Below are 20,459 nucleotides of genomic sequence, written 5' to 3' on the forward strand. Positions count from 1 at the left end.
TATATAGAAAATCGATTCGTCCTTCGCAAGAAGGACTGAAGCATGCGTCTTGACCATCGTGATGTCTAGAACGGCTTCACCACCACCATGATCACGATCAGGATCATCAGAACCGTCGGCACCTCATTGATAATACGATAGAATTTCTGGGTTCGTTGATTCCCGTCGGCAGCGAAATCCTTCACGCAGCGGGACAAAAAGCCGTGGATACCCGACATGGCGAGCACCAGCGCAAATTTGACGTGAAACCAGCCGGATAGGTACCAGTGTCCGGCCCAGACCAGGAAAAGCCCGGCCAGCCAGGTCACGATCATCGCGGGGTTGATGATCCCCTTCAAAAGCCGCCGCTCCATGACCTTGAAGGTCTCGGACTGCCTGGAGCCGACCTCGGCCTCGCAATGATAGACGAACAGCCGCGGCAGATAGAGCATGCCGGCCATCCACGAGATCACGGCGACGATGTGCAGGGCCTTGACCCAGGCATAGATCGGCAGGGCGTTGATCCAGTCGAACATCGCAGTGATGCCTTTCGGGGAACAGTTCGGGAGGGCTCAGCGCTGCGCGCAAGGCTTCGCCGGCGAGGGACGGATACATATCCGCACACACGGCTCTCCTAAACCTAATTAATTTTAGAATCTAAGGTTTGAGTCTTAATGGCAGTGAATTTGACTCATGCAATCCGGTCCAGCGGTTGCTGCGCGCTTGTTCACATCCCTCAACATTCCGGTCGGCTGCGCCGGATATCCGGAATCTGTCGCAGGACTCAATTGGTTGCGTGCGTCTGTGGTCAGCTTATGAAGAGACAAATCCACACTGCTTCACTATCATCTCCGCCATGACGTCGACTTATCCTTTTGCGACGTGCTGTGAAGAATGGGGCGAGATATACAGGGGCCTGGCCATGGACCCGGATTCTTCTCCTCGACCTCCACAGGGATTCACAGGATAGACAGGGGCTCTGGTGCCGACGACCTCCAACTACTTCCATTTGCATCTAGTGTCGGACTCGACCGGCGAGACGCTGATCACCGTGGCGCGCGCGGTCGCCGCGCAATACGCCAATGTGACCGCGGTCGAGCATGTCTATCCCCTGGTGCGCAGCCAGAAGCAGCTCGATCGCGTGCTCGACGAGATCGAGGAATCGCCCGGCATCGTCCTGTTCACGCTGCTGGAGAAGGATCTGGTCGGCCGGCTCGAGGGCAAATGCAAGGAGATCAACGTTCCGAGCCTGTCGATCATCGGGCCTGTGATGCAGTTGTTCGAGGCGTATCTGGGTGCCGCGACGACCGGGCGCGTCGGCGCGCAGCACGTGCTGAACGCGGAATATTTCCGCCGCATCGATGCGCTGAACTACACGATGATGCATGACGATGGTCAGCATGTCGAAGGCCTCGAGGAGGCCGATGTCGTACTGGTCGGGGTATCCCGTACCTCGAAGACACCGACCTCGATCTATCTCGCCAACCGCGGCATCCGAACGGCGAATGTGCCGCTGGTGCCGGGCATCCCGCTGCCGCACCAGCTCGAGACCCTGAAGAAGCCGCTGGTGGTCAGCCTGCATGCGACGCCCGAGCGCCTGATCCAGGTCCGACAGAACCGGCTGCTCACCATGGGCGACCGCGACAATGACACCTACATCGACAAGCAGTCGGTAGCCGACGAGGTTGCCTTTGCCCGGCGCCTCAGCGCGAAATTCAACTGGGCGCTGCTCGACGTCACACGGCGTTCGATCGAGGAGACCGCGGCCGCGGTGATGAAACTCTTCAACGACCGCCAGCGCGCGCGACCGTCGGAATGATTCCCACGTCATGAGCATCTGGTGCGCCCCACAGAAGCTGATCCTCGCGTCACAGAGCCGCGCGCGAAGGATGCTGCTTGAAAATGCCGGCCTCGATTTCGAGGCGCTGCCGGCCGACATCGACGAACGCGCGGTGCAGAAGAATTCCGGCCTTTCGGCCCCGGGCGAGATCGCGTCGCTCCTGGCGCGCGAGAAGGCGTTGTTCGTGTCCAGGCAGAGGCCCGGTCAATATGTCGTCGGCGCCGACCAGACGCTGGCGCTGGGGCAGCGCATGTTCAGCAAGCCCGCCGGCCGCACGCAGGCTGCCGAGCAGCTCGGCCTGCTCGCCGGACGGACCCATGAGCTGCATTCCGCCGTCTCGGTCGCACGCGATGGACAGGTCCTGTTCAGCGATGTGAGCGTGGCCCGCATGACGATGCGACGGCTCGCTGCCGGCGAGATCGAGAGCTATCTCGACCATGCCGGGGAGGCGGTGACGACCAGCGTCGGCGCCTACCAGCTCGAGGGCCTCGGCGTGCATCTGTTCGAGCGGATCGAAGGTGACCATTTCACCATCCTCGGCCTGCCGCTATTGTCGCTGCTGGCGTTCCTGCGCGGCGAGAAACTGCTCGCGGTGTGAGGCGTGGCGACGGGAGAGATGCTGAACCGATGTTGATGCGATGCTGATTCTGGGACTGACCGGCTCGATCGGGATGGGGAAATCCACCACGGCCAAACTGTTCATGGAGGCCGGTGTGCCGGTCTATGACGCCGATGCGGCCGTGCATCAGCTCTACGAAGGTGAAGCCGCGCCGGCGATCGAGGCCGCCTTTCCCGGCACCACCGCCGGCGGCAAGGTCGATCGCGCGAAACTGTCGGCGCGCGTGGTGCACGATCCTGCTGCGATGAAGCAACTCGAGCAGATCGTGCATCCGATGCTCGGCGCGTCGCGCCAGAAATTCTTCGCCGATGCGGAAGCCGCAGGTAACCCGATCGTCGTTGTCGACGTGCCGCTATTGTTCGAGACCGGCGGCGAGAAGCGTGTCGATGCCGTCGTTGTCGTCACCACCTCGCCGGAACTGCAACGCGAGCGGGTGCTGGCCCGCGGCACGATGGATGCGGCCAAGCTCGACGCCATCATCGCCAAGCAGATGCCGGACGCCGAGAAGCGCAAGCGCGCGGATTTCATAGTGGATACCTCGCACGGTCTCGATCCGGTGCGGGCGCGTATCCGCGACATTCTGGCCGAGGTTGTTAAGATGCCGAAGCGGCGCGCCTGATTCGCCCGCCTTTTCGGATTCCATCACGTCATGCGCGAAATCGTTCTCGATACCGAAACCACTGGCCTCGATCCGCTGCGCGGCGACCGGCTGGTGGAGATCGGCTGCGTCGAGATTTTCAACCGCATGCCGACGGGACAGACCTACCACGTCTACATCAATCCCGAGCGCGACATGCCGGCGGAAGCGTTCGCCGTGCACGGGCTGTCGACCGAGTTCCTGGCTTCCAAACCGCTGTTCACTGAAGTGGTCGACGAGTTCCTGGCCTTCATCGGCGATACGCCGCTGGTGATCCACAACGCGTCGTTCGACATCAGCTTCATCAACGCCGAGCTCGACCGCATCAAGCGGAAGGCGATCCCGAAGGACCAGCTGGTCGATACGCTGCTGCTGGCACGGCGCAAGCATCCCGGCGTGTCGAACCGGCTCGACGATCTCTGCTCGCGTTATCAGATCGACAATTCCCGCCGCACCAAGCACGGCGCCTTGCTCGACGCCGAGCTGTTGGCCGAGGTCTATATCGACCTGATCGGCGCGCGGCAGTCGCAGCTGATCCTGGCGTCGGAAACGTCGGATGCGCGGGCGGGCGGCCATAGCGGCGACACGCCGCGGCGGCAGCGCGAGACCCCGCTAGTCGCGCGGGTCAGTGACGCCGATCGAGAGGCCCACAGGGCCTTCATTGCCACGCTCGGCGACAAGCCGATCTGGAACGATTACCTGCCGCCGCCAGCGCCTGCTGCAGCACCGGCGGCTTGAGCCCCTATTGCGCTCTATCCCCGTCATCCTGAGGCGCGAGCGGAGCGAGCCTCGAAGGATGCGCGGCCGCAGTCGGGCCGTCGATCCTTCGAGACGCCCGCAAGCGCGGGCTCCTCAGGATGACGGATCACACTTCCGCGCGTGTTACATTTTCTCGAGTTTAGAACTCAGCTCGGCTTGACGCCGGGAGCAGCCTGGGCGGCCGCCTGCCGCTCCATGTTCTGGCGGTAGAGACCGAGGAAATCGACGGGGTCGAGCAACAAAGGCGGGAAGCCGCCGTCGCGGACCGCGGTCGCGACGATCTCGCGTGCGAACGGGAACAGCAGCCGCGGGCACTCGATCATGACCAGCGGGTGCAGGTTCTCCTTCGGCACATTCACGATCCGGAACACGCCGGCATAGGCGAGGTCGAAGCTGAACATCACCTTGCCTGCGGTCTCGGCCTTGCCCTCGATCGAGAGGATCACCTCGTACTCGTTCTCCGACAGGTTGTTGGCGGAGACGTTGATCTGGATGTTGATCGCCGGCTGCTGTTGCTGCTGGCCGAGCGAGGCCGGCGCATTCGGGTTCTCGAACGACAGGTCCTTGGTGTACTGCGCCAATACGTTGAGCTGGGGAGCGGGCTGTTGTTCGACGGGGGCGCCGTTGCCATTGGTCATGAAAATGTCTCCTGGAGCAGCGCTCGATGGACAGAATGTCCGACGGCACGCGTTAAGGTGTTGAGAATGCCGATGCCGGGCGAGTGGCTATCATAGGCCCGGCTCGGTCCACAAGGACGACGAACGGGCGCGTTCCGGCGGGGCCGCGGCAAGTTCTCCCGGCAAAGGGCGGCGCGCGTGAGCCGGTCCAATCTCTTAACAGCTTCCTAAATTATTGAAGATACGCGATTTCCTGAAAGGAACGGTTTCCCCCGGGGGTCAAAACGCGCTACACTTGCCCGTGCCAAAAAGCGCCATTGGCCGGGCATAGTTTCGTGCCTACATCTGCGGACTCTATCGGTGATGTAATCTCTGCTGTTCCCGACCGGGAACGCTTTGACGGCCGGCCCGTTGCCGGCAGAGACCAGAAAGCGAATTCGACGTGGATATCTACACCATCATCTTCCTGGCGCTGGCCGTGTTTATCTTCCTGCGTCTGCGCAGCGTTCTCGGACAGCGCACGGGAAGCGAGCGGCCGCCTTATGATCGCGCCGCGCCCAACGTCGTGCAGCGCGGTCAGGATAACAACGTCGTTCCGATCCCGGGATCGGTGATCGACCAGCCGGCCTCGGCTGCGCCAGCCGAGCCGGTCGAGCCCACGGAACGCTGGAAGGGCATCGCCGAGCCCGGCACGCCACTGGAGCAGGGTCTCGACGCGGTGGCCGTCCAGGATTCCTCGTTCGATCCGCGGCATTTCCTCTCAGGCGCCCGCTCGGCCTATGAAATGATCGTGCTGGCCTTCGCCAATGGCGATCGCCGCGCGCTGCGCGATCTGCTGTCGACCGAGGTCTATGAAAGCTTCGAGGCCGCGATCAAGGACCGCGAGAAGCACGAGCAGAAGACCGAGACGCGGTTCGTCTCGATCGACAAGGCGGAGATCGTCAGCGCGGAGGCGCGCGACCGCTCGACCCAGCTCACCGTCCGCTTCGTGTCGCAGATGATCTCGGTCACGCGCGACAAGGCCGGCACCATCGTCGACGGCAGCCCGGACAAGGTCGCCGACATCACCGATATCTGGACATTCGCCCGCGACTCGACTTCCCGCGATCCGAATTGGAAGCTGGTTGGCACTGGAAGCGCTCACTAAGCATCTCAGCTACGGGCGGCTCGCGGTCGCGTGCTGCGCGCTCGCGGTGCTGTGCTCCACCGCAGCGATCGCGGCGCGCTACCGATCAAGCCGGCACCCTCCGCCGCGACACGAGCATAGCCACCCGATCCCCTATCCCAATCTGGAAATGCCGCTGCAGGTCAGCGGCAGCCAGTACGAGCCGCTCGCCTGGTCCAACGTCGCCGGCTGGAGCGCCGACGATCATCTCGCGGCCTACAAGGCGTTTCGTACCAGCTGCAAGCCGATCGCGGGCCAGCAGGGGGCGCCTGCCGATTCGAAAGCGCTCGGGAGCTCGCTGCGCGATCCCTGCCGGCTCGCCAAGGGGCTCGCGCTGAGCGACGGCGTCAAGGCGAAGGACTTCTTCGAGCAGAATTTTGTGCCGCTGCGCATCTCGCGGCTCGGCGAGGATGCCGGCTTCGTCACCGGTTACTACGAGCCGGTGCTCGATGGATCGCGGACCCAGACCGACGTCTACAACGTGCCGGTCTATCGCCGCCCGTCCAACCTGTTCGTGCGCGGCAAGACGCAGAATTCGGTCGGCCTGCCCAATGGCGGCGCGGTGTATCGCAAGATCGGCCGGCGCAAGCTCGTGCCCTATTACGACCGCGGCCAGATCGAGGACGGTGCGATCGCCGGCCGCGGGCTCGAGATCTGCTGGCTGAAGAGCCAGACCGATCTCCTGTTCGCGCAGATCCAGGGCTCGGCGCGGATCAAGCTCGAGGACGGCACCACGCTGCGCATCAATTACGATGCGCATAATGGTTATCCCTATACGCCGGTCGGACGCGTCCTGATCGACCGCGGCATCATCCCGAAGGATCAGATGTCGATGCAGAAGATCAGGGAGTGGATGGAGCAGAACCCCGACGGCGCCAACGACCTGCGGCGGCAGAACCGCTCCTACGTCTTCTTCCGCGAGGTCCCGCTGTCCGACAAGGACGAGGCCGTCGGCGCGCAGGGCGTGCCGCTGACGCCGGGCCGCTCGATCGCGGTCGACAAGGCGCTGCATGTCTACGGTACGCCGTTCTTCATCGCCGGCGAGCTGCCGATCGAATCCGAACAGTCGAAGACGCCGTTCCACCGGCTGATGATCGCGCAGGACACCGGGTCGGCCATCGTCGGGCCGGCGCGCGCCGATCTTTATTTCGGCGCCGGTGCGGAAGCCGGAAAGGTCTCGGGCCGGCTGCGGCACAACATGCAATTCGTCATGCTGGTGCCGAGGGGTCTCGACCCCGTCGCGCGCGGCCACAAGCTGCCGGTTCCGGATGAGCGGCCCTCGGCCAAGATCGCAAAGCTGTTTCCGCAGACCGAGCCGCCGAAGGACAAGCCGGCGGCGAAGGCTGCGGATGTGCCGACCGCCGGCATCGCCAAAAGCGCGGCGAAAGACTCAGGCACCGGCGCCGCCAAGAACCCGGCCGCGAAGGATGTGGCGCCCGCAGCGCCGGCAGCAACCACCCCTGTCGCGCAGGCCGCACCTGTGGCAGAACCGGTGCCGTTGCCGGTCGCCCGGCCCGATATTCCGCAACCGGAGAAGCGGCGCTTCCGGCGCTATCGCCATCACCGCGATCAATGAAACGACCCGCGCCGATCCCCGATCTGTCCGCTCCGTCGCGGCGCAAGCGCGCGCTGAGCGAAGAGGAGCGTGCGCTCTGGGAGAGCGTGGCAAAGCAGGTCAAGCCACTGCGCAAGCGGCCGGTCGCCGCGAAGGCCCACGCCACCGCCTCTGATCCGGCCACCCATCACGCGATTGCCAAACCCATCCCGGTCAAGCCCGCGACAGCGGTCAAGGCTGCGCCGGCGCAACGTCCGCACGTGCCGCCGCTGGCGCCGATCGGCCGCCGCGAACGCGCAAAGTTGTCGCGCGGCCGGCAGGAGATCGATGCGCGGCTTGATCTGCACGGCATGACGCAGAGGCGCGCGCATCGCATGCTGTTCACCTTCCTGCAGCGCGCGCACAGCGACGGGCTCACTTTCGTGCTCGTCATCACCGGCAAGGGCAAGGTCGGTGGCCTCGATTCCGAACGCGGCGTGCTGCGCCGCCAGGTTCCGGAATGGCTCAGCCTGCCGGAATTCCGCTCGTTGGTCGTCGGCTTCGAGGAAGCGCATATCGGCCATGGCGGCGCGGGCGCGCTTTACGTGCGTGTCCGGCGCGCGCGCTGAGCATGATCAGCGAAAATGTTAGAACGGTCGGACGATTCCGACGCGCGGGATCACCGTCACGATCCAGCCGAGGATTGTGGTCTTGCTATCGTCTGACGGGATCACCGGCACAGCCTTCGACGCCGGCAGCATCCTGGTGGCATGCAGCATCAGGAACATGCAGACCGCCCAGTTCGAGATCCAGCGCGAATAGTCGAACACGGTCACGAACATCACGAAATAGCCGGCGCTGATCACAACGAGCGCGCCGAGCACGATTCTGCGATGCAGATCACTCGCGAGCGCGCCAATCAGCCGCGCGAAATAGCGCCATAGCGGCGTGTGCAGCCAGATCAGCAGCGCAAACACCGGAACGCCCAGGATGTTCGATGGCATGCGCGCCCAGGTGTCGGCGAACTCCTTCGACAGCGGCTGGTACCAGATGTAGCCGAACTGAAGCAGGTTGGTGCGTGATGGATCGGCCATCCGGCTCTGCAGATGACGAATGAATTCGTCATAGGGCACGTCGACCGTGCCAGCGAATTGCGCGACCGGGAACAGGATGCCGACCGCGGCGAGCGCTGCGATGCCGAAGACGGCGTTCCGCGGCGTCACGCCCTGCACCAGATAAAAGCGCAGCACCACGATCGCCGCGATGGTCGGCACATACATCAAGACGAAGATGTGATGGACCAGGATCAGCAGGATCGAGAACAGCGCGGCGATCAGCACATACACCATTGAGCGCGCCGGGATCAGCAGCAGCACGATCGTCAGCGCACAGCCATAAATGTCGAAATGGCCGAGCGTGTGCATGAAGTTCTTCAGGAAGAACGGCGAGCCCGCGATGAAGACGAACAACGGCCAATGCGCGTCGTTGAAGCCGAATGTGCGGCGGAACAGTTTGATGAACAGCCCGAGCGTCACCAGCCAGATCGCGCCGGCCAGCGCGAACACCAGCCATACGGGCACCTTGTCGGTGAACAGCGACACGATCGCCCCGACCAGCGCGCGCTTGGTGAAGCCGTAATGATAGTCGACCAGCAGATGGATGTAGGGAACGAAGGGCGGCAGCGCGATCTTGTGCAGGAACACGCCGACCAGCACGGCCGCATTGACGGCCAGCATCAGGCGCCAGGGGTTTTGCCACACCCGCAGATTCATAGATCGCCCACTCTCGTCGTCCCGGGCAAGCGAAGCGCGACCCGGGACCCATAACCACCGAAGGCAGTTCTAAGGGGAATGTCGGCCCGAGTCTTGGTCACTTCGAGCTGCGGGGTTGTGGGTCCCTGCTTTCGCACTAGGGCATTTACACATCTCTTCGAGGCTAGAAAACCGACTCATCATCAAGGGGTTAGCTACTAGGCGAGAGCCGAAATCGGCGGGCGCAACCCTAGTGCAGATGAGTAAGTTCTCTGCGGTTTTCGGCCAACTCTTTGAGAAGACTCCGGAAAGACTGCGGAGGATATGTATATACGCTAGTGCTTTCGCAGGGACGACGATCTTAGCGGGGCCGCCTACAAAATAAACCGGCTCAGGTCGGTGTTCTTGGCGAGGTCGCCGACATGCTTGGTGACGTAGTCGGCGTCGACCTGGATGGTCTCGCCGTGGCGATCGGGCGCGGTGAAGGAGATCTCGTCCAGCACCCGCTCCATCACGGTCTGCAGCCGCCTTGCGCCGATGTTCTCGACCGTGGAATTCACCGCCACGGCGACATCGGCCAGCGCGTCGATGGCGTTGTCGGTGATGTCGAGCGTGACGCCCTCGGTCTTCATCAGCGCGACATATTGCTTGATCAGCGACGCCTCCGGCTCGGTCAGGATTCGGCGCATGTCGTCGCGGGTCAGCGCCTGCAGCTCGACGCGGATCGGCAGGCGGCCCTGCAGCTCCGGCAAAAGGTCCGACGGCTTGGCGATATGGAACGCACCCGAGGCGATGAACAGGATGTGGTCGGTCTTGACGGCGCCGTGCTTGGTCGAGACCGTGGTGCCCTCGATCAGCGGCAGCAGGTCGCGCTGCACGCCTTCGCGGGAGACGTCGCCGCCGGCGCGGTTCTCGCGCACGCAGATCTTGTCGATCTCGTCGAGGAACACGATGCCGTTGTTCTCGACCGCGTTGATCGCCTCCTGCACCAGCTGATCGGTGTCGAGCAGCTTGTCGGATTCCTCGTTGACGAGGATTTCGTGCGAGCCTTCCACCGTCAGGCGGCGGGTCTTGCTGCGTCCGCCCATCTTGCCGAAGATGTCGCCGAGCGAGATCGCGCCCATCTGGGCGCCGGGCATGCCGGGAATTTCGAACATCGGCATGCCGCTGCCGCCCGACTGCGTCTCGATCTCGATTTCCTTGTCGTTGAGCTCGCCGGCGCGCAGCTTCTTGCGGAACGACTCGCGCGTCGCCGGGCTCGATCCCGGGCCGACCAGCGCGTCCAGCACGCGTTCCTCGGCGGCAAGCTGGGCGCGGGCCTGAACGTCCTTGCGCTTGCGCTCGCGGGTCTGCGCGATTGCGACCTCGACGAGGTCGCGGACGATCTGCTCGACGTCGCGGCCGACATAGCCGACCTCGGTGAACTTGGTGGCCTCGACCTTGAGGAACGGCGCGCCGGCGAGCTTGGCCAGCCGCCGCGCGATCTCGGTCTTGCCGACGCCGGTCGGCCCGATCATCAGGATGTTCTTGGGCAGAACCTCCTCGCGCAGGGAACCGGCAAGCTGCAGCCGCCGCCAGCGGTTGCGCAGCGCGATCGAGACGGCGCGCTTGGCGTCGGTCTGGCCGACGATGAAGCGGTCGAGTTCAGAAACGATTTCACGGGGAGAGAAGTGAGTCATTGGCTCTAGCTAGGTTGGAATCGCGGTCTCGGCAAGCGGCAGTCCTCCAAGGCGTGATCCCCTAAAGAATCGGCGGCCCCGCCTGCCACTGCCGGATCGCCTCGAACGGGTGGATCAGCATGATGATGTTCAGTGTCAGATTGTCGCGAATGTGAAGCAGCAGCACGGTTTCGAACAAAACGCCGAGCGCGACGGTCGCGGCGATCGGCAGCTTGCGCGCCAGCAGGAAGCCGACAACCATCGCAAGCGTGTCCGACACCGAATTGACGATGGTGTCGCCGTAATAATCGAGCGAGATCGTGCCGGCGCGGTAACGCTCGATGATCCAGTTGGAGTTTTCGACGAGCTCCCAGCTGCCTTCGATCAGCATCGCGACAATCAGCCGCCCGGGCCACGCGAGGCGCGGCAGCAGGAGGAAGGTCAGACCGTAGAACAGCAGGCCATGCAGCACATGCGACAGCGTGTACCAATCGGCGATGTGCTGCGAGTTCTCCGAGCTCTGAACCGAGCCATGCCAGAGCTTGACGTAGCCGCAGGCACAGATCGGCAGGCGGCCCATCGCATAAAGCAGCGCCGCCTGCAGCACGAGCAGCGCCGCCGCGATCGCCAGCCAATGCCGCGCTGAAACGCCGGTGATGGGCTTGTGCGCGATCGTCATGCGTCGCGCGCCATCAGCAGCGCCGGTCCGTCCGGCGTATCGACCATACCCACCTTCTGAAAACCCGCCTTCTCATAGGCGCGGATCGCGCGCGCATTGGCCGGATCGGGATCGGTGACGATGCGTGGCGCGCCCTGCGCCAGCCGGTCATCGACAAAGGCGCGGATCAGCGCCGAGCCGTGGCCACCTGCCATCATGTCGGGCTCGCCGATGAAGAGGTCGACCCCGCGCGTGCCCTCAGGCTGGACCCCGAAGCCGGAATTCCACGCCGTCAGTTCGTAGCACTGGATGTAGCCCAAATCGGACGCATCGGTTGCGACGATGAACTGGTCCATGGCCGGCTCATCGAGGTCGCCGCTGACCAGCGCATATTGCTCGGCCGGATCGCCCCACCATTCCCGGACATGCGGCAATGCCAGCCACTGCTTGACCAGCGGCAGGTCGGCCGGCCTCATCGGGCGGAAATGATAGGGGCTGGCCATGCTCAGCCGCCGATCGTCTCGATCGTCACGTTCCGGTTGGTGTAGACGCAGATATCGGCGGCGATATCCAGCGCGCGGCGGACGATGGTCTCGGCGTCCTTGTCGGTATCGACCAGCGCGCGGGCCGCGGCGAGGGCGTAATTGCCGCCGGAACCGATCGCCATGACCCCGGATTCGGGCTCCAGCACGTCGCCGGTGCCGGTCAGCACCAGGGAAACGTCCTTGTCGGCCACGATCATCATGGCCTCCAGCCGGCGCAGGTAGCGGTCGGTCCGCCAGTCCTTGGCGAGCTCGACGGCCGCCCGGGTCAGCTGCCCCGGATATTGCTCCAGTTTGCTTTCCAGTCGCTCGAACAGTGTGAAGGCGTCGGCGGTGGCGCCGGCAAAGCCGCCGATCACGTCGCCCTTGCCGATCCGGCGGACCTTCTTGGCATTGGCCTTGATCACGGTCTGGCCGATCGAGACCTGCCCGTCGCCGCCAATCACCACCTTGCCGCCCTTGCGGACCGTGCAGATCGTGGTGCCATGCCAGACCGGCAGCTCATTTGGGGATGCTTGCATAGGTTACCTCTCTTCCGGGCAGATTTAGGCGGTCGGGCAGGGGGTTACAATCGGGGGATTTAGCAACGAATTCCGGTCACCATGGCCCCAAGTTGGGGCGTTTCGAGGTCATCCCGCAGTAGCGAAGGTGACATCAGCCTGTTAAAAGACCGGCGTTTTCGGCACGGGAAAGCTCAATTTTCATGCGCACCGCAACCATCAAGCGCAAGACCAAGGAGACCGACATCGAGGTGACGGTCAACCTCGACGGAGCAGGCGTATCCACGGTTTCGACCGGGATCGGCTTCTTCGACCATATGCTCGACCTCCTGGCCCGGCATTCGCGCATCGACATCACGGTGAAGGCGGATGGCGATCTCCATGTCGATTACCACCACACCACCGAAGACGTCGGGATCGCGCTCGGACAGGCCGTGAAGCAGGCGCTCGGCAACATGGCCGGCATCACCCGCTACGCCTCGATCCACATGCCGATGGACGAGACGCTGTCGCGCGTCGTGATCGACATTTCCGGCCGCCCCGTGCTGGTGTTCAAGGCCGAATTCCCGCGCGACAAGATCGGTGAGTTCGACACCGAGCTGGTGCGCGAGTGGTTCAACGCCTTCGCGATGAACGCCGGCGTGACTCTGCACGTCGAGACCCTATATGGCGAGAACAGCCATCATATCGCCGAATCCTGTTTCAAGGGTCTGGCGAGGGCGCTACGGACGGCAATTGCGATCGATCCGCGTGCCCAGGGCGAAGTGCCCTCGACCAAGGGTCAGCTCGGCGGCTGATCTCTGGAGCATGATCCGGAAGAGTAGATGCCGGTTTTCCGAAAGATCATGCTTTAAATTAAGAGTCCATCCTCGGCGGAGCCGTTCGATGCCGGTCTATACAGTGCATGCCCCCGTGGCCAACGGCGCCGATCTCGCGGCAGCCGACAAGTTCGTCTTCGTGCGCGACGGCTTCCATTTCTGGGCCGCGGTTGCGGGCGCGATCTGGCTGGCCTGGCATCGGCTCTGGCTGGCACTGATCGGCTGGCTCGTTCTTACTTTCGTGATCGATTACGCGCTGGCCAAGCTTGGCGTCGGCAGCAGCGCGATCTTCTTCGTCGACCTGGTGCTGATGGTGTTGCTCGGGCTCGAAGCGGCGAGCTTGCAACGCTGGACGCTGTCGCGGCGCAAATGGCGCCAGATCGACATCGTCGTGGGCGACGATGTCGAGGCCGCCGAGCGCCGTTTCTTCGCGCGCTGGACCGCGCGGCATCGCGGCGCTGTCAACGACCAGCGGTCGGTCGATCGCGGCGCGCCGCCGCCGACCCGTGACGTTCCGGGTCAGTCATTCTCAAAACCCCCGTCGATGCCGCAGGGCGGCATCATCGGATTGTTTCCAGAGCCAGGAGGATCGCGATGACCGTTGCAATCATCGATTACGGCTCCGGCAATCTGCATTCGGCGGCCAAGGCCTTTGAGCGCGCCGCGCGCAGCATGGAGGATCCGCAAGCCATCAAGGTGACGCGCGACCCCGATGCGGTGTATCGCGCCGATCGCATCGTGCTGCCCGGTGTCGGCGCCTTCGCCGATTGCCGCCGCGGCGTCGACGCGGTCGACGGCATGCTGGAGGCGCTGACCGAGGCGGTGCGGGTCAAGGCCCGGCCGTTCTTCGGCATCTGCGTCGGCATGCAGCTGATGGCGACGCGCGGCAAGGAGCACGTGATCACCGAGGGCTTCAACTGGATCGGCGGCGATGTTGAGAAGATTGAGCCGCGCGACGAGAGCCTGAAGGTCCCGCATATGGGCTGGAACACGCTCGACATGGTGCGCGAGCATCCGGTGCTGGAGCGGCTGCCGCTCGGGCCGAAGGGACGTCACGCCTATTTCGTGCACTCCTATCACCTCAACGCCGCCAATGAGGCGGACGTGCTCGCGCGCGCCGACTATGGCGGGCCGGTGACCGCGATCGTCGGCAAGGACACCGCGATCGGCACCCAGTTTCACCCCGAGAAGAGCCAGCGCTTCGGCCTCGCTTTGATCGCCAATTTCTTGAAGTGGAAGCCGTGATTCTCTTTCCAGCGATTGATCTGAAGAACGGCCAGTGCGTGCGCCTGGAGCAGGGCGACATGGCGCGCGCCACCGTGTTCAATCTCGATCCGGCGGCGCAGGCGGCGAGCTTTGCCGCGCAGGGCTTCGAATATCTCCACGTCGTCGATCTTGACGGCGCCTTCGCCGGCAAGCCGATGAATGCGCATGCGGTGGAGGCGATGCTGAAGGCCGTCACCATGCCGGTGCAGCTCGGCGGCGGCATCCGCGACCTCAAGACGATCGAGGCCTGGCTCGACAAGGGCATCACGCGCGTCATCATCGGCACCGCCGCGGTGCGCGATCCTGAGCTCGTGAAGGGCGCGGCGAAGACATTCCCCGGCCGTGTCGCCGTGGGCCTCGATGCGCGCGACGGCAAGGTCGCGGTCGAGGGCTGGGCCGAGACCTCGCATGTGACCGCGCTCGAGATCGCGCAGCGCTTCGAGGATGCCGGCGTCGCCGCGATTATCTTCACCGACATCGCCCGCGACGGCCTGCTCAAGGGCCTCAATCTCGATGCGACCATTGCGCTTGCCGACCGCATCTCGATTCCGGTGATCGCCTCCGGCGGCTTTGCCTCGATCGACGACGTCGAGGCGCTGCTGGAGCCGCGCGCCAAAAAGCTCGCCGGCGCGATCGTCGGCCGTGCGCTCTATGACGGACGGCTCGATCCGGCCGCTGCCCTTCAGCTGATCCGCGGCGCGTAGGAGGAGATCATGTTCAAGGTTCGCGTGATCCCCTGCCTCGACGTCAAGGACGGGCGCGTGGTCAAGGGCGTCAACTTCGTCGATCTGCGCGACGCCGGCGACCCGGTCGAAGCCGCGATCGCCTATGATGCCGCCGGTGCCGACGAGCTCACCTTCCTCGACATCACTGCCACCCATGAAAACCGCGGCATCATGCTGGATGTGGTGCGGCGGACGGCGGAAGCCTGCTTCATGCCGCTGACCGTGGGCGGCGGCGTCCGCACCGTCGACGATATCAAGACCCTGCTGCGGTCCGGCGCCGACAAGGTCTCGATCAATTCGGCGGCCGTCAGCCGGCGCGAATTCGTCAAGGAAGCGGCCGAGAAATACGGCGAGCAATGCATCGTGGTCGCGATCGACGCCAAGCGGGTCAAGCGCGCCGGCGGCTCGGACCGCTGGGAGATCTTCACCCATGGTGGACGGAATGCCACCGGGATCGACGCGATCGAATATGCCCAGGAGGTCGTCGCGCTCGGCGCCGGCGAAATCCTGCTGACCTCGATGGACCGGGACGGCACCAGACAGGGCTTTGACCTGCCGCTGACCCGGGCGATCGCGGACAGTGTCCCCGTACCGGTCATCGCGTCCGGTGGTGTCGGCAATCTCGACCACCTGGTCGACGGCGTCCGCGAGGGTCACGCCACCGGCGTGCTGGCCGCGTCGATCTTCCACTTCGGGGAATTCACCATCCGCCAGGCCAAGGATCACATGATGCGCGCCGGCCTGCCGATGCGGCTCGATCCCTAGCGTGAGCGTGGTCAGGAAAAGTGGAAACCGGTTTTCCGTGAAGACCACGCTCAAACAGGGAGAGCTGGGACTCCTTGTCACAAAAATGCTAAGTCCCCACCTAAGGGGTGGCACCCGTGCGGTGCCGCCGTGCATGCTTGAGTTGAGTTGATGTCGCGTTTCACGGTCCACGATCTGGCCGCCACCATCGACGCCCGCGCTGCAACGGGCGGTGAGGCGTCCTACACCCGCAAGCTGCTCGACAAGGGCGCGGAGCATTGCGCCAAGAAATTGGGCGAGGAAGCGGTCGAGACCGTGATCGCCGCGGTCGAGAATGACCGCGATCACCTCATCGCCGAAAGTGCCGATCTCGTGTTTCACCTGCTGGTTCTGTTGAAATCCCGCGGCGTGAGGCTGGAGGACGTCGAGGCCGCGCTGGAGAAGCGCACCTCGATGTCGGGACTGGAAGAGAAGGCGTCGCGCAAACGCGACTAGCGCAAATGATCGAGCGCATCGAGAGGGGCGGCCTCATGGACATCCGGGCACCAGATCAACAGTACAACCCCTACCGCATCTTCACGCGCCAGCAATGGTCGCATTTGCGTGACGATACGCCGATGACGCTCGAGCCCGGCGAGTTCGATCGCCTGCGTTCGATGCACGATCGCCTCGATTTGCAGGAAGTCGAGGACATCTACCTGCCGCTGTCGCGGCTGCTCTCGATCTATGTCGATGCGACGCAGCGGCTGTATTACTCGCAGCGTCAGTTCCTCAACATCCGCGACCGCAAGATGCCCTACATCGTCGGCGTCGCCGGATCCGTCGCTGTCGGCAAGTCGACCACGGCACGCGTGCTGCAGGCGCTGCTGGCGCGCTGGTCGCCGCGGCCGAAGGTCGATCTGATCACGACCGACGGTTTTCTGTTTCCGAATGCGGTGCTCGAGCGGCAGGGCATCATGCAGAAGAAGGGCTTTCCGGAAAGCTACGACCTGCCGACGCTGCTGTCGTTCCTCAGCGACATCAAGGCCGGACGGCGCCGCGTGCGCGCGCCGGTCTATTCGCATCTGACCTACGACATCGTGCCGAACAAATGGGTCGAGATCGACCAGCCCGACATCCTGATCGTCGAGGGCGTCAACGTGCTGCAGACCGGGCGGCTGCCGCGCGACGGCAAGGCGGTGCCGTTCGTTTCCGACTTCTTCGACTTCTCGGTCTATATCGACGCCGACGAGGCCGTGCTGCGGGAGTGGTACATCAAGCGCTTCCTGGCGCTGCGCGACACCGCGTTCACCGATCCGAGGTCCTACTTCCACCGCTACGCGCCGCTGTCGGACGAGGAAGCAACGGCGACCGCGATCGCGATCTGGGAGCGCACCAACCTCGCCAATCTCGAGGACAACATCCTGCCGACCCGCCCGCGCGCGACGCTGATCCTGAAGAAGGGCGCCGACCACGTGGTGCAGTCGGTCGCGCTGCGCCGCCTGTAGCCGGCACCGCATTCCGGCGAACGCGCCACATCACAGCTGTCGTCCCCGCGAACGCGGGGACCCATAGCCACAGGTGTCTGTGATTTGCAGGGCTGTAGCCCCAGCGGGCGTAAAGCTGGCTTCGGTGATTATGGGTCCCTGCTTGCGCAGGGACGACACTGAGGTATTGGCTGCTACGCCGCAACGTGCCGCGCGGCGGCGAGGCCCGCGAGCGCTTCTTCCAGCTTTTCGCGGTCGAGCGGCTTGATCAGAAAACCGTCCATGCCGGCTTCGAAGCAGGCATAGCGGTCCTCCACCAGCGTATTTGCCGTCAGTGCCAGGATCGGGGTCCGGCGGACGGATTGCGCCGCCTCATGGGCGCGGATCTGCTTGGTGGTCTCGATGCCGTTGAGGCGCGGCATCTGGATGTCCATCAGCACGAGATCATAGGGCGTGCCGGCCGAGGTCGCCGACAGCCAGGACTCCATCGCCTGCTCACCGTTGGTGGTGATGACCACGTTGTGGCCGAGCCGGGTGAGCAACGAGCGCATCAACAGCGCGTTGATCTCATTGTCCTCGGCGACCAGGATCGAGAGCCCCTTGTCCGGCAGCGCGGATGCAAGCGCAGCGGGCGCGGACTCGGCGGCCGCCTCGATCGCGAGGCTCGGCGCAGCGATTTCCGGCGATGCGGTCAGGCGCGCGGCGAGCGACGACGCGCGCAATGGCTTCACCAGGTAGCCGGTGAACATGGCTGACTCGGAAGCCGAAAGGTCCTGCCGCGTCGCCGGCGTGAACATTACGATGCGATGGGTTGCATGGAGGCGGGAGGCGTCGGCAAACGCCTCCATCGCCGGCGTGCCGAGCGTGTGATCGATCAGCACCGCATGCCAGCTCCGCTCCGGCAGCAGCGCCTCGGCGACGTTGGCATCCGACACGATGCAGGTCTGTGCGCCCCAGCGCTGCAACCGCCGCGAGATCAGCGAGACCTCGATGCTGTGCGGCGCCACCAGCATGATCGACTGTCCCGTCAAGTCGGGCGCGGCGAAGCCGTTGGCCTCGCCGGTATCGGCCGCGACGAGCGGGATCGACACCTCGAAGGTCGAGCCGGCGCCCGGCGTGCTTGCGAGCGTGATGCGGCCGCCCATCCGCTTGACGATGCGGTCGCTGATCGAGAGGCCGAGGCCGGTGCCGCCATAGCTGCGCGCGATCCGGTCGTCGGCCTGCTCGAACTCCCGGAAGATGCGCTGCTGCGCTTCCGGTGCGATGCCGATGCCGGTGTCGCGGACCAGGAAACTGATCTCGTTCGGCCAGATGCCGGGCTCGACGATCAGCGCCACGCCACCGGTCGCGGTGAACTTGATGGCGTTGCCGGCGAGATTGAGCAGCACCTGACGCAGCCGCGCGGCGTCGCCGGTCACCTGCATCGGCAACCGTTCGTCGACATAGGCGGCGATCTCGATGCCCTTGGTCTGCGCGCGCGGCGCCAGCAGCTCGGTGATGTCCTCGATCAGGCCGGACAGCGCGAACGCGCGCCGTTCGAGATCGATCTTGCCGGCTTCGATCTTGGAATAATCGAGCAACTCCTCGATCAGCGCGAGCAGCGCGTCGCCCGATGTCTTGACCGCCTTGACGTAGGTCATCTGCTCCGGCGTCAGCTGCGTATCCATCAGCAATCCGCTCATGCCGATGATGCCGTTCAGCGGGGTGCGGATCTCGTGGCTCGCCATCGCAAGGAAGCGCGACTTGGCGCGGTTGGCGGCGTCGGCCTGATCGCGCGCTTCGGCGAGGGCGCGCTCGCTCTCGGTGCGGTCGGTGACGTCGCGGCCGACGCTCTGCATCTCCGCCGGCGCACCGGCATCGTTGCGCACGAGGCCTTCACGCCAGGCGATCCAGCGCGGCCCGAGCGGGCCCTCGATCTTCTGGTCGTAGACCCGCGTGCCGTTGGATTCGAGCGCGGTGTCGCCTTGCTCGAGCACCTTCAGCGTTGCGGTGCTGCCGATCAATTCGCTGCGGGGCCTCTGCGCCAGCTCGCAATAGGCATCGTTGGCATAGGTGATGAGCCCGTCGAGGTCGCGCAGCACGATCAGATCGTCCTGCGCCTCGAACAGGGTAGAGGCGCGCTGCTCGGCCTCCTGCAGTTCCCAGTTGCGGTCGGCCATCGCTTCATTGTGCATGGCGATGGTGCGCAGCCGCTTGCGCATCAGCCGCAGGCGGATGCCGAGCGTCACGATCCAGAGGCAGGCGAGCGCGAACAGGAAGCTGACCCCGATCGCGAATGCATTGGGATCGTAGCCGCTCTGTTGCGAGAGCGCGCCCGAAATGAACCCGAAGGCGCTGCCGAACGCGACGGAGAAGATCGTGAACGAGCGCACGATCGTCGCGAGCCAGGAATGGCGCCGGAGGAAGCGGCGAAGGCGCAACTTGATCCGGAAGAAACGCCCCATCAATGGTGACCCTGAGACAGCTTGATCTGGCGCTGACGATGCGTCGGCCAGCTTGCAAAGTGCTTGAAATTGGTGGCCATTTCGCGCTGCCCTCAGAACAGGGTTAGCGGGAGGTTAATTCCGCCATGACCCGGTTCGGGACGCGCTTGTCAGGTTCGGGCGTTGCGGCTTCAAGGCGCCGGTGTCCGCCGCGGGCGCTGACGATCAGGGCCGCGGCATCCCGCGCTGAGAACGTCTTCGACTGCACGAAGACACGATAGTCGGACGGGCCAGCATCACGCGTCAGATAGATGACGGGGCCGGTTGCCGAGGCATCGCCGGAAATCCCGATCAGCTGCGCCGTCGCGCCGCTCTCGCAGGCGCCGGCCTCGGCATCGTCGATGTCGTCGATCACGGTGAAGTCGGCGGCGTCGGCGCTGTCGGCGATCTGGACCCGGACGGTGGCTTGGCTGGGGTCGTCAGTGAAGCTGACGTGAAGCTGCGCCAGCCAGGGGATCGATGCGATCTGCATCGTGGCGCCGCCCACCTCGATGCAGGGCCGCGGGCCCGGCAGGAATTCGGCGCGGGCAAGGACCGCGGCCACGGCAAGGGGGACCACCGAGGTCAAAATCTTCAAACGCAACATGACACAACTCGCTCGACCCAAGCATGCCGCCGATCGCGGTGCTTATGGTTTGCGGAGCGTAAATGAGAGTGGTTACTGTCACGTTGACGCGGCGGGCACCGGGCGGAAAGCG

General features: G+C 64.5%; 23 protein-coding genes. 14 read left to right on the forward strand and 9 right to left on the reverse strand.

Annotation, left to right across the window (positions count from 1 at the left end):
* Window positions 1-65: 65 nt before the first annotated feature.
* Complete coding sequence (gene hemJ, locus I6F38_RS23095) at window positions 66-488, reverse strand: protoporphyrinogen oxidase HemJ (protein ID WP_225161936.1); 423 nt, start codon at window positions 486-488, stop codon at window positions 66-68.
* Between the two features lie 473 nt (window positions 489-961).
* On the opposite strand from hemJ, the gene I6F38_RS23100 reads away from it, so the two are divergent.
* Genes I6F38_RS23100 through dnaQ form a run of 4 tightly spaced genes read left to right on the forward strand, consistent with a single transcriptional unit; the run spans window position 962 to window position 3,813 of the window.
* Window positions 962-1,798, forward strand: coding sequence for a pyruvate, water dikinase regulatory protein (locus I6F38_RS23100; protein ID WP_016841463.1), 837 nt, complete (start codon window positions 962-964; stop codon window positions 1,796-1,798).
* A 10-nt stretch (window positions 1,799-1,808) separates the two neighbouring features.
* Complete coding sequence (locus I6F38_RS23105; protein WP_225161914.1) at window positions 1,809-2,417, forward strand: Maf family protein; 609 nt, start codon at window positions 1,809-1,811, stop codon at window positions 2,415-2,417.
* 40 nt (window positions 2,418-2,457) lie between these two features.
* Complete coding sequence (coaE, locus tag I6F38_RS23110) at window positions 2,458-3,057, forward strand: dephospho-CoA kinase (RefSeq protein WP_225161915.1); 600 nt, start codon at window positions 2,458-2,460, stop codon at window positions 3,055-3,057.
* A 30-nt stretch (window positions 3,058-3,087) separates the two neighbouring features.
* The gene (gene dnaQ / locus I6F38_RS23115; protein WP_225161916.1) at window positions 3,088-3,813 is read left to right on the forward strand and encodes a DNA polymerase III subunit epsilon; all 726 of its coding nucleotides are present in this window, start codon (window positions 3,088-3,090) and stop codon (window positions 3,811-3,813) included.
* A 167-nt stretch (window positions 3,814-3,980) separates the two neighbouring features.
* Here dnaQ and secB read toward each other — a convergent pair whose 3' ends face one another.
* Window positions 3,981-4,472 (reverse strand): protein-export chaperone SecB, encoded by a 492-nt coding sequence (secB, locus tag I6F38_RS23120; protein ID WP_028341992.1) that lies wholly within the window; start codon window positions 4,470-4,472, stop codon window positions 3,981-3,983.
* Between the two features lie 421 nt (window positions 4,473-4,893).
* On the opposite strand from secB, the gene I6F38_RS23125 reads away from it, so the two are divergent.
* The 3 genes from I6F38_RS23125 to I6F38_RS23135 all read left to right on the forward strand — a co-directional run bounded on the left by I6F38_RS23125 (window position 4,894) and on the right by I6F38_RS23135 (window position 7,779).
* Window positions 4,894-5,598: a Tim44/TimA family putative adaptor protein gene (locus tag I6F38_RS23125; protein ID WP_225161917.1), complete on the forward strand. Its 705-nt coding sequence runs from the start codon at window positions 4,894-4,896 to the stop codon at window positions 5,596-5,598.
* Window positions 5,599-5,665: 67 nt separating this feature from the next.
* Window positions 5,666-7,192 (forward strand): MltA domain-containing protein, encoded by a 1,527-nt coding sequence (locus tag I6F38_RS23130; RefSeq protein WP_225161937.1) that lies wholly within the window; start codon window positions 5,666-5,668, stop codon window positions 7,190-7,192.
* On the forward strand, window positions 7,189-7,779 hold the full coding sequence (locus I6F38_RS23135; RefSeq protein ID WP_225161918.1) for a Smr/MutS family protein: 591 nt from the start codon (window positions 7,189-7,191) through the stop codon (window positions 7,777-7,779). Before I6F38_RS23130 ends, I6F38_RS23135 begins: the two co-directional genes overlap by 4 nt.
* Before the next feature lie 18 nt (window positions 7,780-7,797).
* Here I6F38_RS23135 and I6F38_RS23140 read toward each other — a convergent pair whose 3' ends face one another.
* The 5 genes from I6F38_RS23140 to hslV form a co-directional block, all read right to left on the reverse strand.
* Window positions 7,798-8,922, reverse strand: a complete 1,125-nt coding sequence (locus tag I6F38_RS23140; protein ID WP_225161919.1) for a hypothetical protein — start codon at window positions 8,920-8,922, stop codon at window positions 7,798-7,800.
* Between the two features lie 353 nt (window positions 8,923-9,275).
* Complete coding sequence (gene hslU / locus I6F38_RS23145) at window positions 9,276-10,580, reverse strand: ATP-dependent protease ATPase subunit HslU (protein WP_057020340.1); 1,305 nt, start codon at window positions 10,578-10,580, stop codon at window positions 9,276-9,278.
* Between the two features lie 61 nt (window positions 10,581-10,641).
* Window positions 10,642-11,238, reverse strand: coding sequence for a DUF2585 domain-containing protein (locus tag I6F38_RS23150; RefSeq protein ID WP_076833688.1), 597 nt, complete (start codon window positions 11,236-11,238; stop codon window positions 10,642-10,644).
* Window positions 11,235-11,720 (reverse strand): GNAT family N-acetyltransferase, encoded by a 486-nt coding sequence (locus I6F38_RS23155; RefSeq protein WP_225161920.1) that lies wholly within the window; start codon window positions 11,718-11,720, stop codon window positions 11,235-11,237. Before I6F38_RS23155 ends, I6F38_RS23150 begins: the two co-directional genes overlap by 4 nt.
* A 2-nt stretch (window positions 11,721-11,722) precedes the next feature.
* Window positions 11,723-12,280: an ATP-dependent protease subunit HslV gene (gene hslV / locus I6F38_RS23160; protein ID WP_057020343.1), complete on the reverse strand. Its 558-nt coding sequence runs from the start codon at window positions 12,278-12,280 to the stop codon at window positions 11,723-11,725.
* 182 nt (window positions 12,281-12,462) lie between these two features.
* Here hslV and hisB point away from each other — a divergent pair, with 182 nt between their 5' ends.
* The 7 genes from hisB (at window position 12,463) to coaA (ending at window position 17,299) form a co-directional block, all read left to right on the forward strand.
* On the forward strand, window positions 12,463-13,056 hold the full coding sequence (gene hisB, locus I6F38_RS23165) for an imidazoleglycerol-phosphate dehydratase HisB (protein WP_016841476.1): 594 nt from the start codon (window positions 12,463-12,465) through the stop codon (window positions 13,054-13,056).
* Between the two features lie 88 nt (window positions 13,057-13,144).
* The gene (locus tag I6F38_RS23170; protein WP_225161921.1) at window positions 13,145-13,675 is read left to right on the forward strand and encodes a DUF2628 domain-containing protein; all 531 of its coding nucleotides are present in this window, start codon (window positions 13,145-13,147) and stop codon (window positions 13,673-13,675) included.
* Window positions 13,672-14,322, forward strand: coding sequence for an imidazole glycerol phosphate synthase subunit HisH (gene hisH, locus I6F38_RS23175; RefSeq protein WP_028341984.1), 651 nt, complete (start codon window positions 13,672-13,674; stop codon window positions 14,320-14,322). The genes I6F38_RS23170 and hisH overlap by 4 nt, the downstream gene beginning before the upstream one ends.
* Window positions 14,319-15,047, forward strand: a complete 729-nt coding sequence (hisA, locus tag I6F38_RS23180; protein WP_225161922.1) for a 1-(5-phosphoribosyl)-5-[(5-phosphoribosylamino)methylideneamino]imidazole-4-carboxamide isomerase — start codon at window positions 14,319-14,321, stop codon at window positions 15,045-15,047. The genes hisH and hisA overlap by 4 nt, the downstream gene beginning before the upstream one ends.
* Window positions 15,048-15,056: 9 nt before the next feature.
* On the forward strand, window positions 15,057-15,833 hold the full coding sequence (gene hisF, locus I6F38_RS23185) for an imidazole glycerol phosphate synthase subunit HisF (RefSeq protein ID WP_225161923.1): 777 nt from the start codon (window positions 15,057-15,059) through the stop codon (window positions 15,831-15,833).
* Window positions 15,834-15,983: 150 nt separating this feature from the next.
* The gene (locus I6F38_RS23190) at window positions 15,984-16,307 is read left to right on the forward strand and encodes a phosphoribosyl-ATP diphosphatase (RefSeq protein WP_028335793.1); all 324 of its coding nucleotides are present in this window, start codon (window positions 15,984-15,986) and stop codon (window positions 16,305-16,307) included.
* Between the two features lie 35 nt (window positions 16,308-16,342).
* Window positions 16,343-17,299: a type I pantothenate kinase gene (coaA, locus tag I6F38_RS23195; protein WP_026192056.1), complete on the forward strand. Its 957-nt coding sequence runs from the start codon at window positions 16,343-16,345 to the stop codon at window positions 17,297-17,299.
* A gap of 173 nt (window positions 17,300-17,472) precedes the next feature.
* Here coaA and I6F38_RS23200 read toward each other — a convergent pair whose 3' ends face one another.
* A complete protein-coding gene (locus tag I6F38_RS23200; protein WP_225161924.1) occupies window positions 17,473-19,722 on the reverse strand; it encodes a PAS domain-containing hybrid sensor histidine kinase/response regulator in 2,250 nt (749 codons plus the stop codon).
* A 103-nt stretch (window positions 19,723-19,825) separates the two neighbouring features.
* On the reverse strand, window positions 19,826-20,347 hold the full coding sequence (locus I6F38_RS23205; RefSeq protein WP_225161925.1) for a hypothetical protein: 522 nt from the start codon (window positions 20,345-20,347) through the stop codon (window positions 19,826-19,828).
* Window positions 20,348-20,459: the final 112 nt, after the last annotated feature.

This window comes from Bradyrhizobium sp. BRP56 (assembly GCF_020194035.1).
GTDB lineage: Bacteria > Pseudomonadota > Alphaproteobacteria > Rhizobiales > Xanthobacteraceae > Bradyrhizobium > Bradyrhizobium australafricanum.

Excerpts from the sequence above, each read along its gene's own strand:
- I6F38_RS23105 (WP_225161914.1), top strand. The coding sequence starts at position 1,809 with ATGAGCATCTGGTGCGCCCCACAGAAGCTGATCCTCGCGTCACAGAGC.
- coaE (WP_225161915.1), top strand. The coding sequence starts at position 2,458 with ATGCTGATTCTGGGACTGACCGGCTCGATCGGGATGGGGAAATCCACC.
- dnaQ (WP_225161916.1), top strand. The coding sequence starts at position 3,088 with ATGCGCGAAATCGTTCTCGATACCGAAACCACTGGCCTCGATCCGCTG.
- secB (WP_028341992.1), bottom strand. The coding sequence starts at position 4,472 with ATGACCAATGGCAACGGCGCCCCCGTCGAACAACAGCCCGCTCCCCAG.
- I6F38_RS23135 (WP_225161918.1), top strand. The coding sequence starts at position 7,189 with ATGAAACGACCCGCGCCGATCCCCGATCTGTCCGCTCCGTCGCGGCGC.
- I6F38_RS23140 (WP_225161919.1), bottom strand. The coding sequence starts at position 8,922 with ATGAATCTGCGGGTGTGGCAAAACCCCTGGCGCCTGATGCTGGCCGTC.
- hslU (WP_057020340.1), bottom strand. The coding sequence starts at position 10,580 with ATGACTCACTTCTCTCCCCGTGAAATCGTTTCTGAACTCGACCGCTTC.
- I6F38_RS23150 (WP_076833688.1), bottom strand. The coding sequence starts at position 11,238 with ATGACGATCGCGCACAAGCCCATCACCGGCGTTTCAGCGCGGCATTGG.
- I6F38_RS23155 (WP_225161920.1), bottom strand. The coding sequence starts at position 11,720 with ATGGCCAGCCCCTATCATTTCCGCCCGATGAGGCCGGCCGACCTGCCG.
- hslV (WP_057020343.1), bottom strand. The coding sequence starts at position 12,280 with ATGCAAGCATCCCCAAATGAGCTGCCGGTCTGGCATGGCACCACGATC.
- hisB (WP_016841476.1), top strand. The coding sequence starts at position 12,463 with ATGCGCACCGCAACCATCAAGCGCAAGACCAAGGAGACCGACATCGAG.
- I6F38_RS23170 (WP_225161921.1), top strand. The coding sequence starts at position 13,145 with ATGCCGGTCTATACAGTGCATGCCCCCGTGGCCAACGGCGCCGATCTC.
- hisH (WP_028341984.1), top strand. The coding sequence starts at position 13,672 with ATGACCGTTGCAATCATCGATTACGGCTCCGGCAATCTGCATTCGGCG.
- hisF (WP_225161923.1), top strand. The coding sequence starts at position 15,057 with ATGTTCAAGGTTCGCGTGATCCCCTGCCTCGACGTCAAGGACGGGCGC.
- I6F38_RS23190 (WP_028335793.1), top strand. The coding sequence starts at position 15,984 with ATGTCGCGTTTCACGGTCCACGATCTGGCCGCCACCATCGACGCCCGC.
- coaA (WP_026192056.1), top strand. The coding sequence starts at position 16,343 with ATGGACATCCGGGCACCAGATCAACAGTACAACCCCTACCGCATCTTC.
- I6F38_RS23200 (WP_225161924.1), bottom strand. The coding sequence starts at position 19,722 with ATGGGGCGTTTCTTCCGGATCAAGTTGCGCCTTCGCCGCTTCCTCCGG.
- I6F38_RS23205 (WP_225161925.1), bottom strand. The coding sequence starts at position 20,347 with ATGTTGCGTTTGAAGATTTTGACCTCGGTGGTCCCCCTTGCCGTGGCC.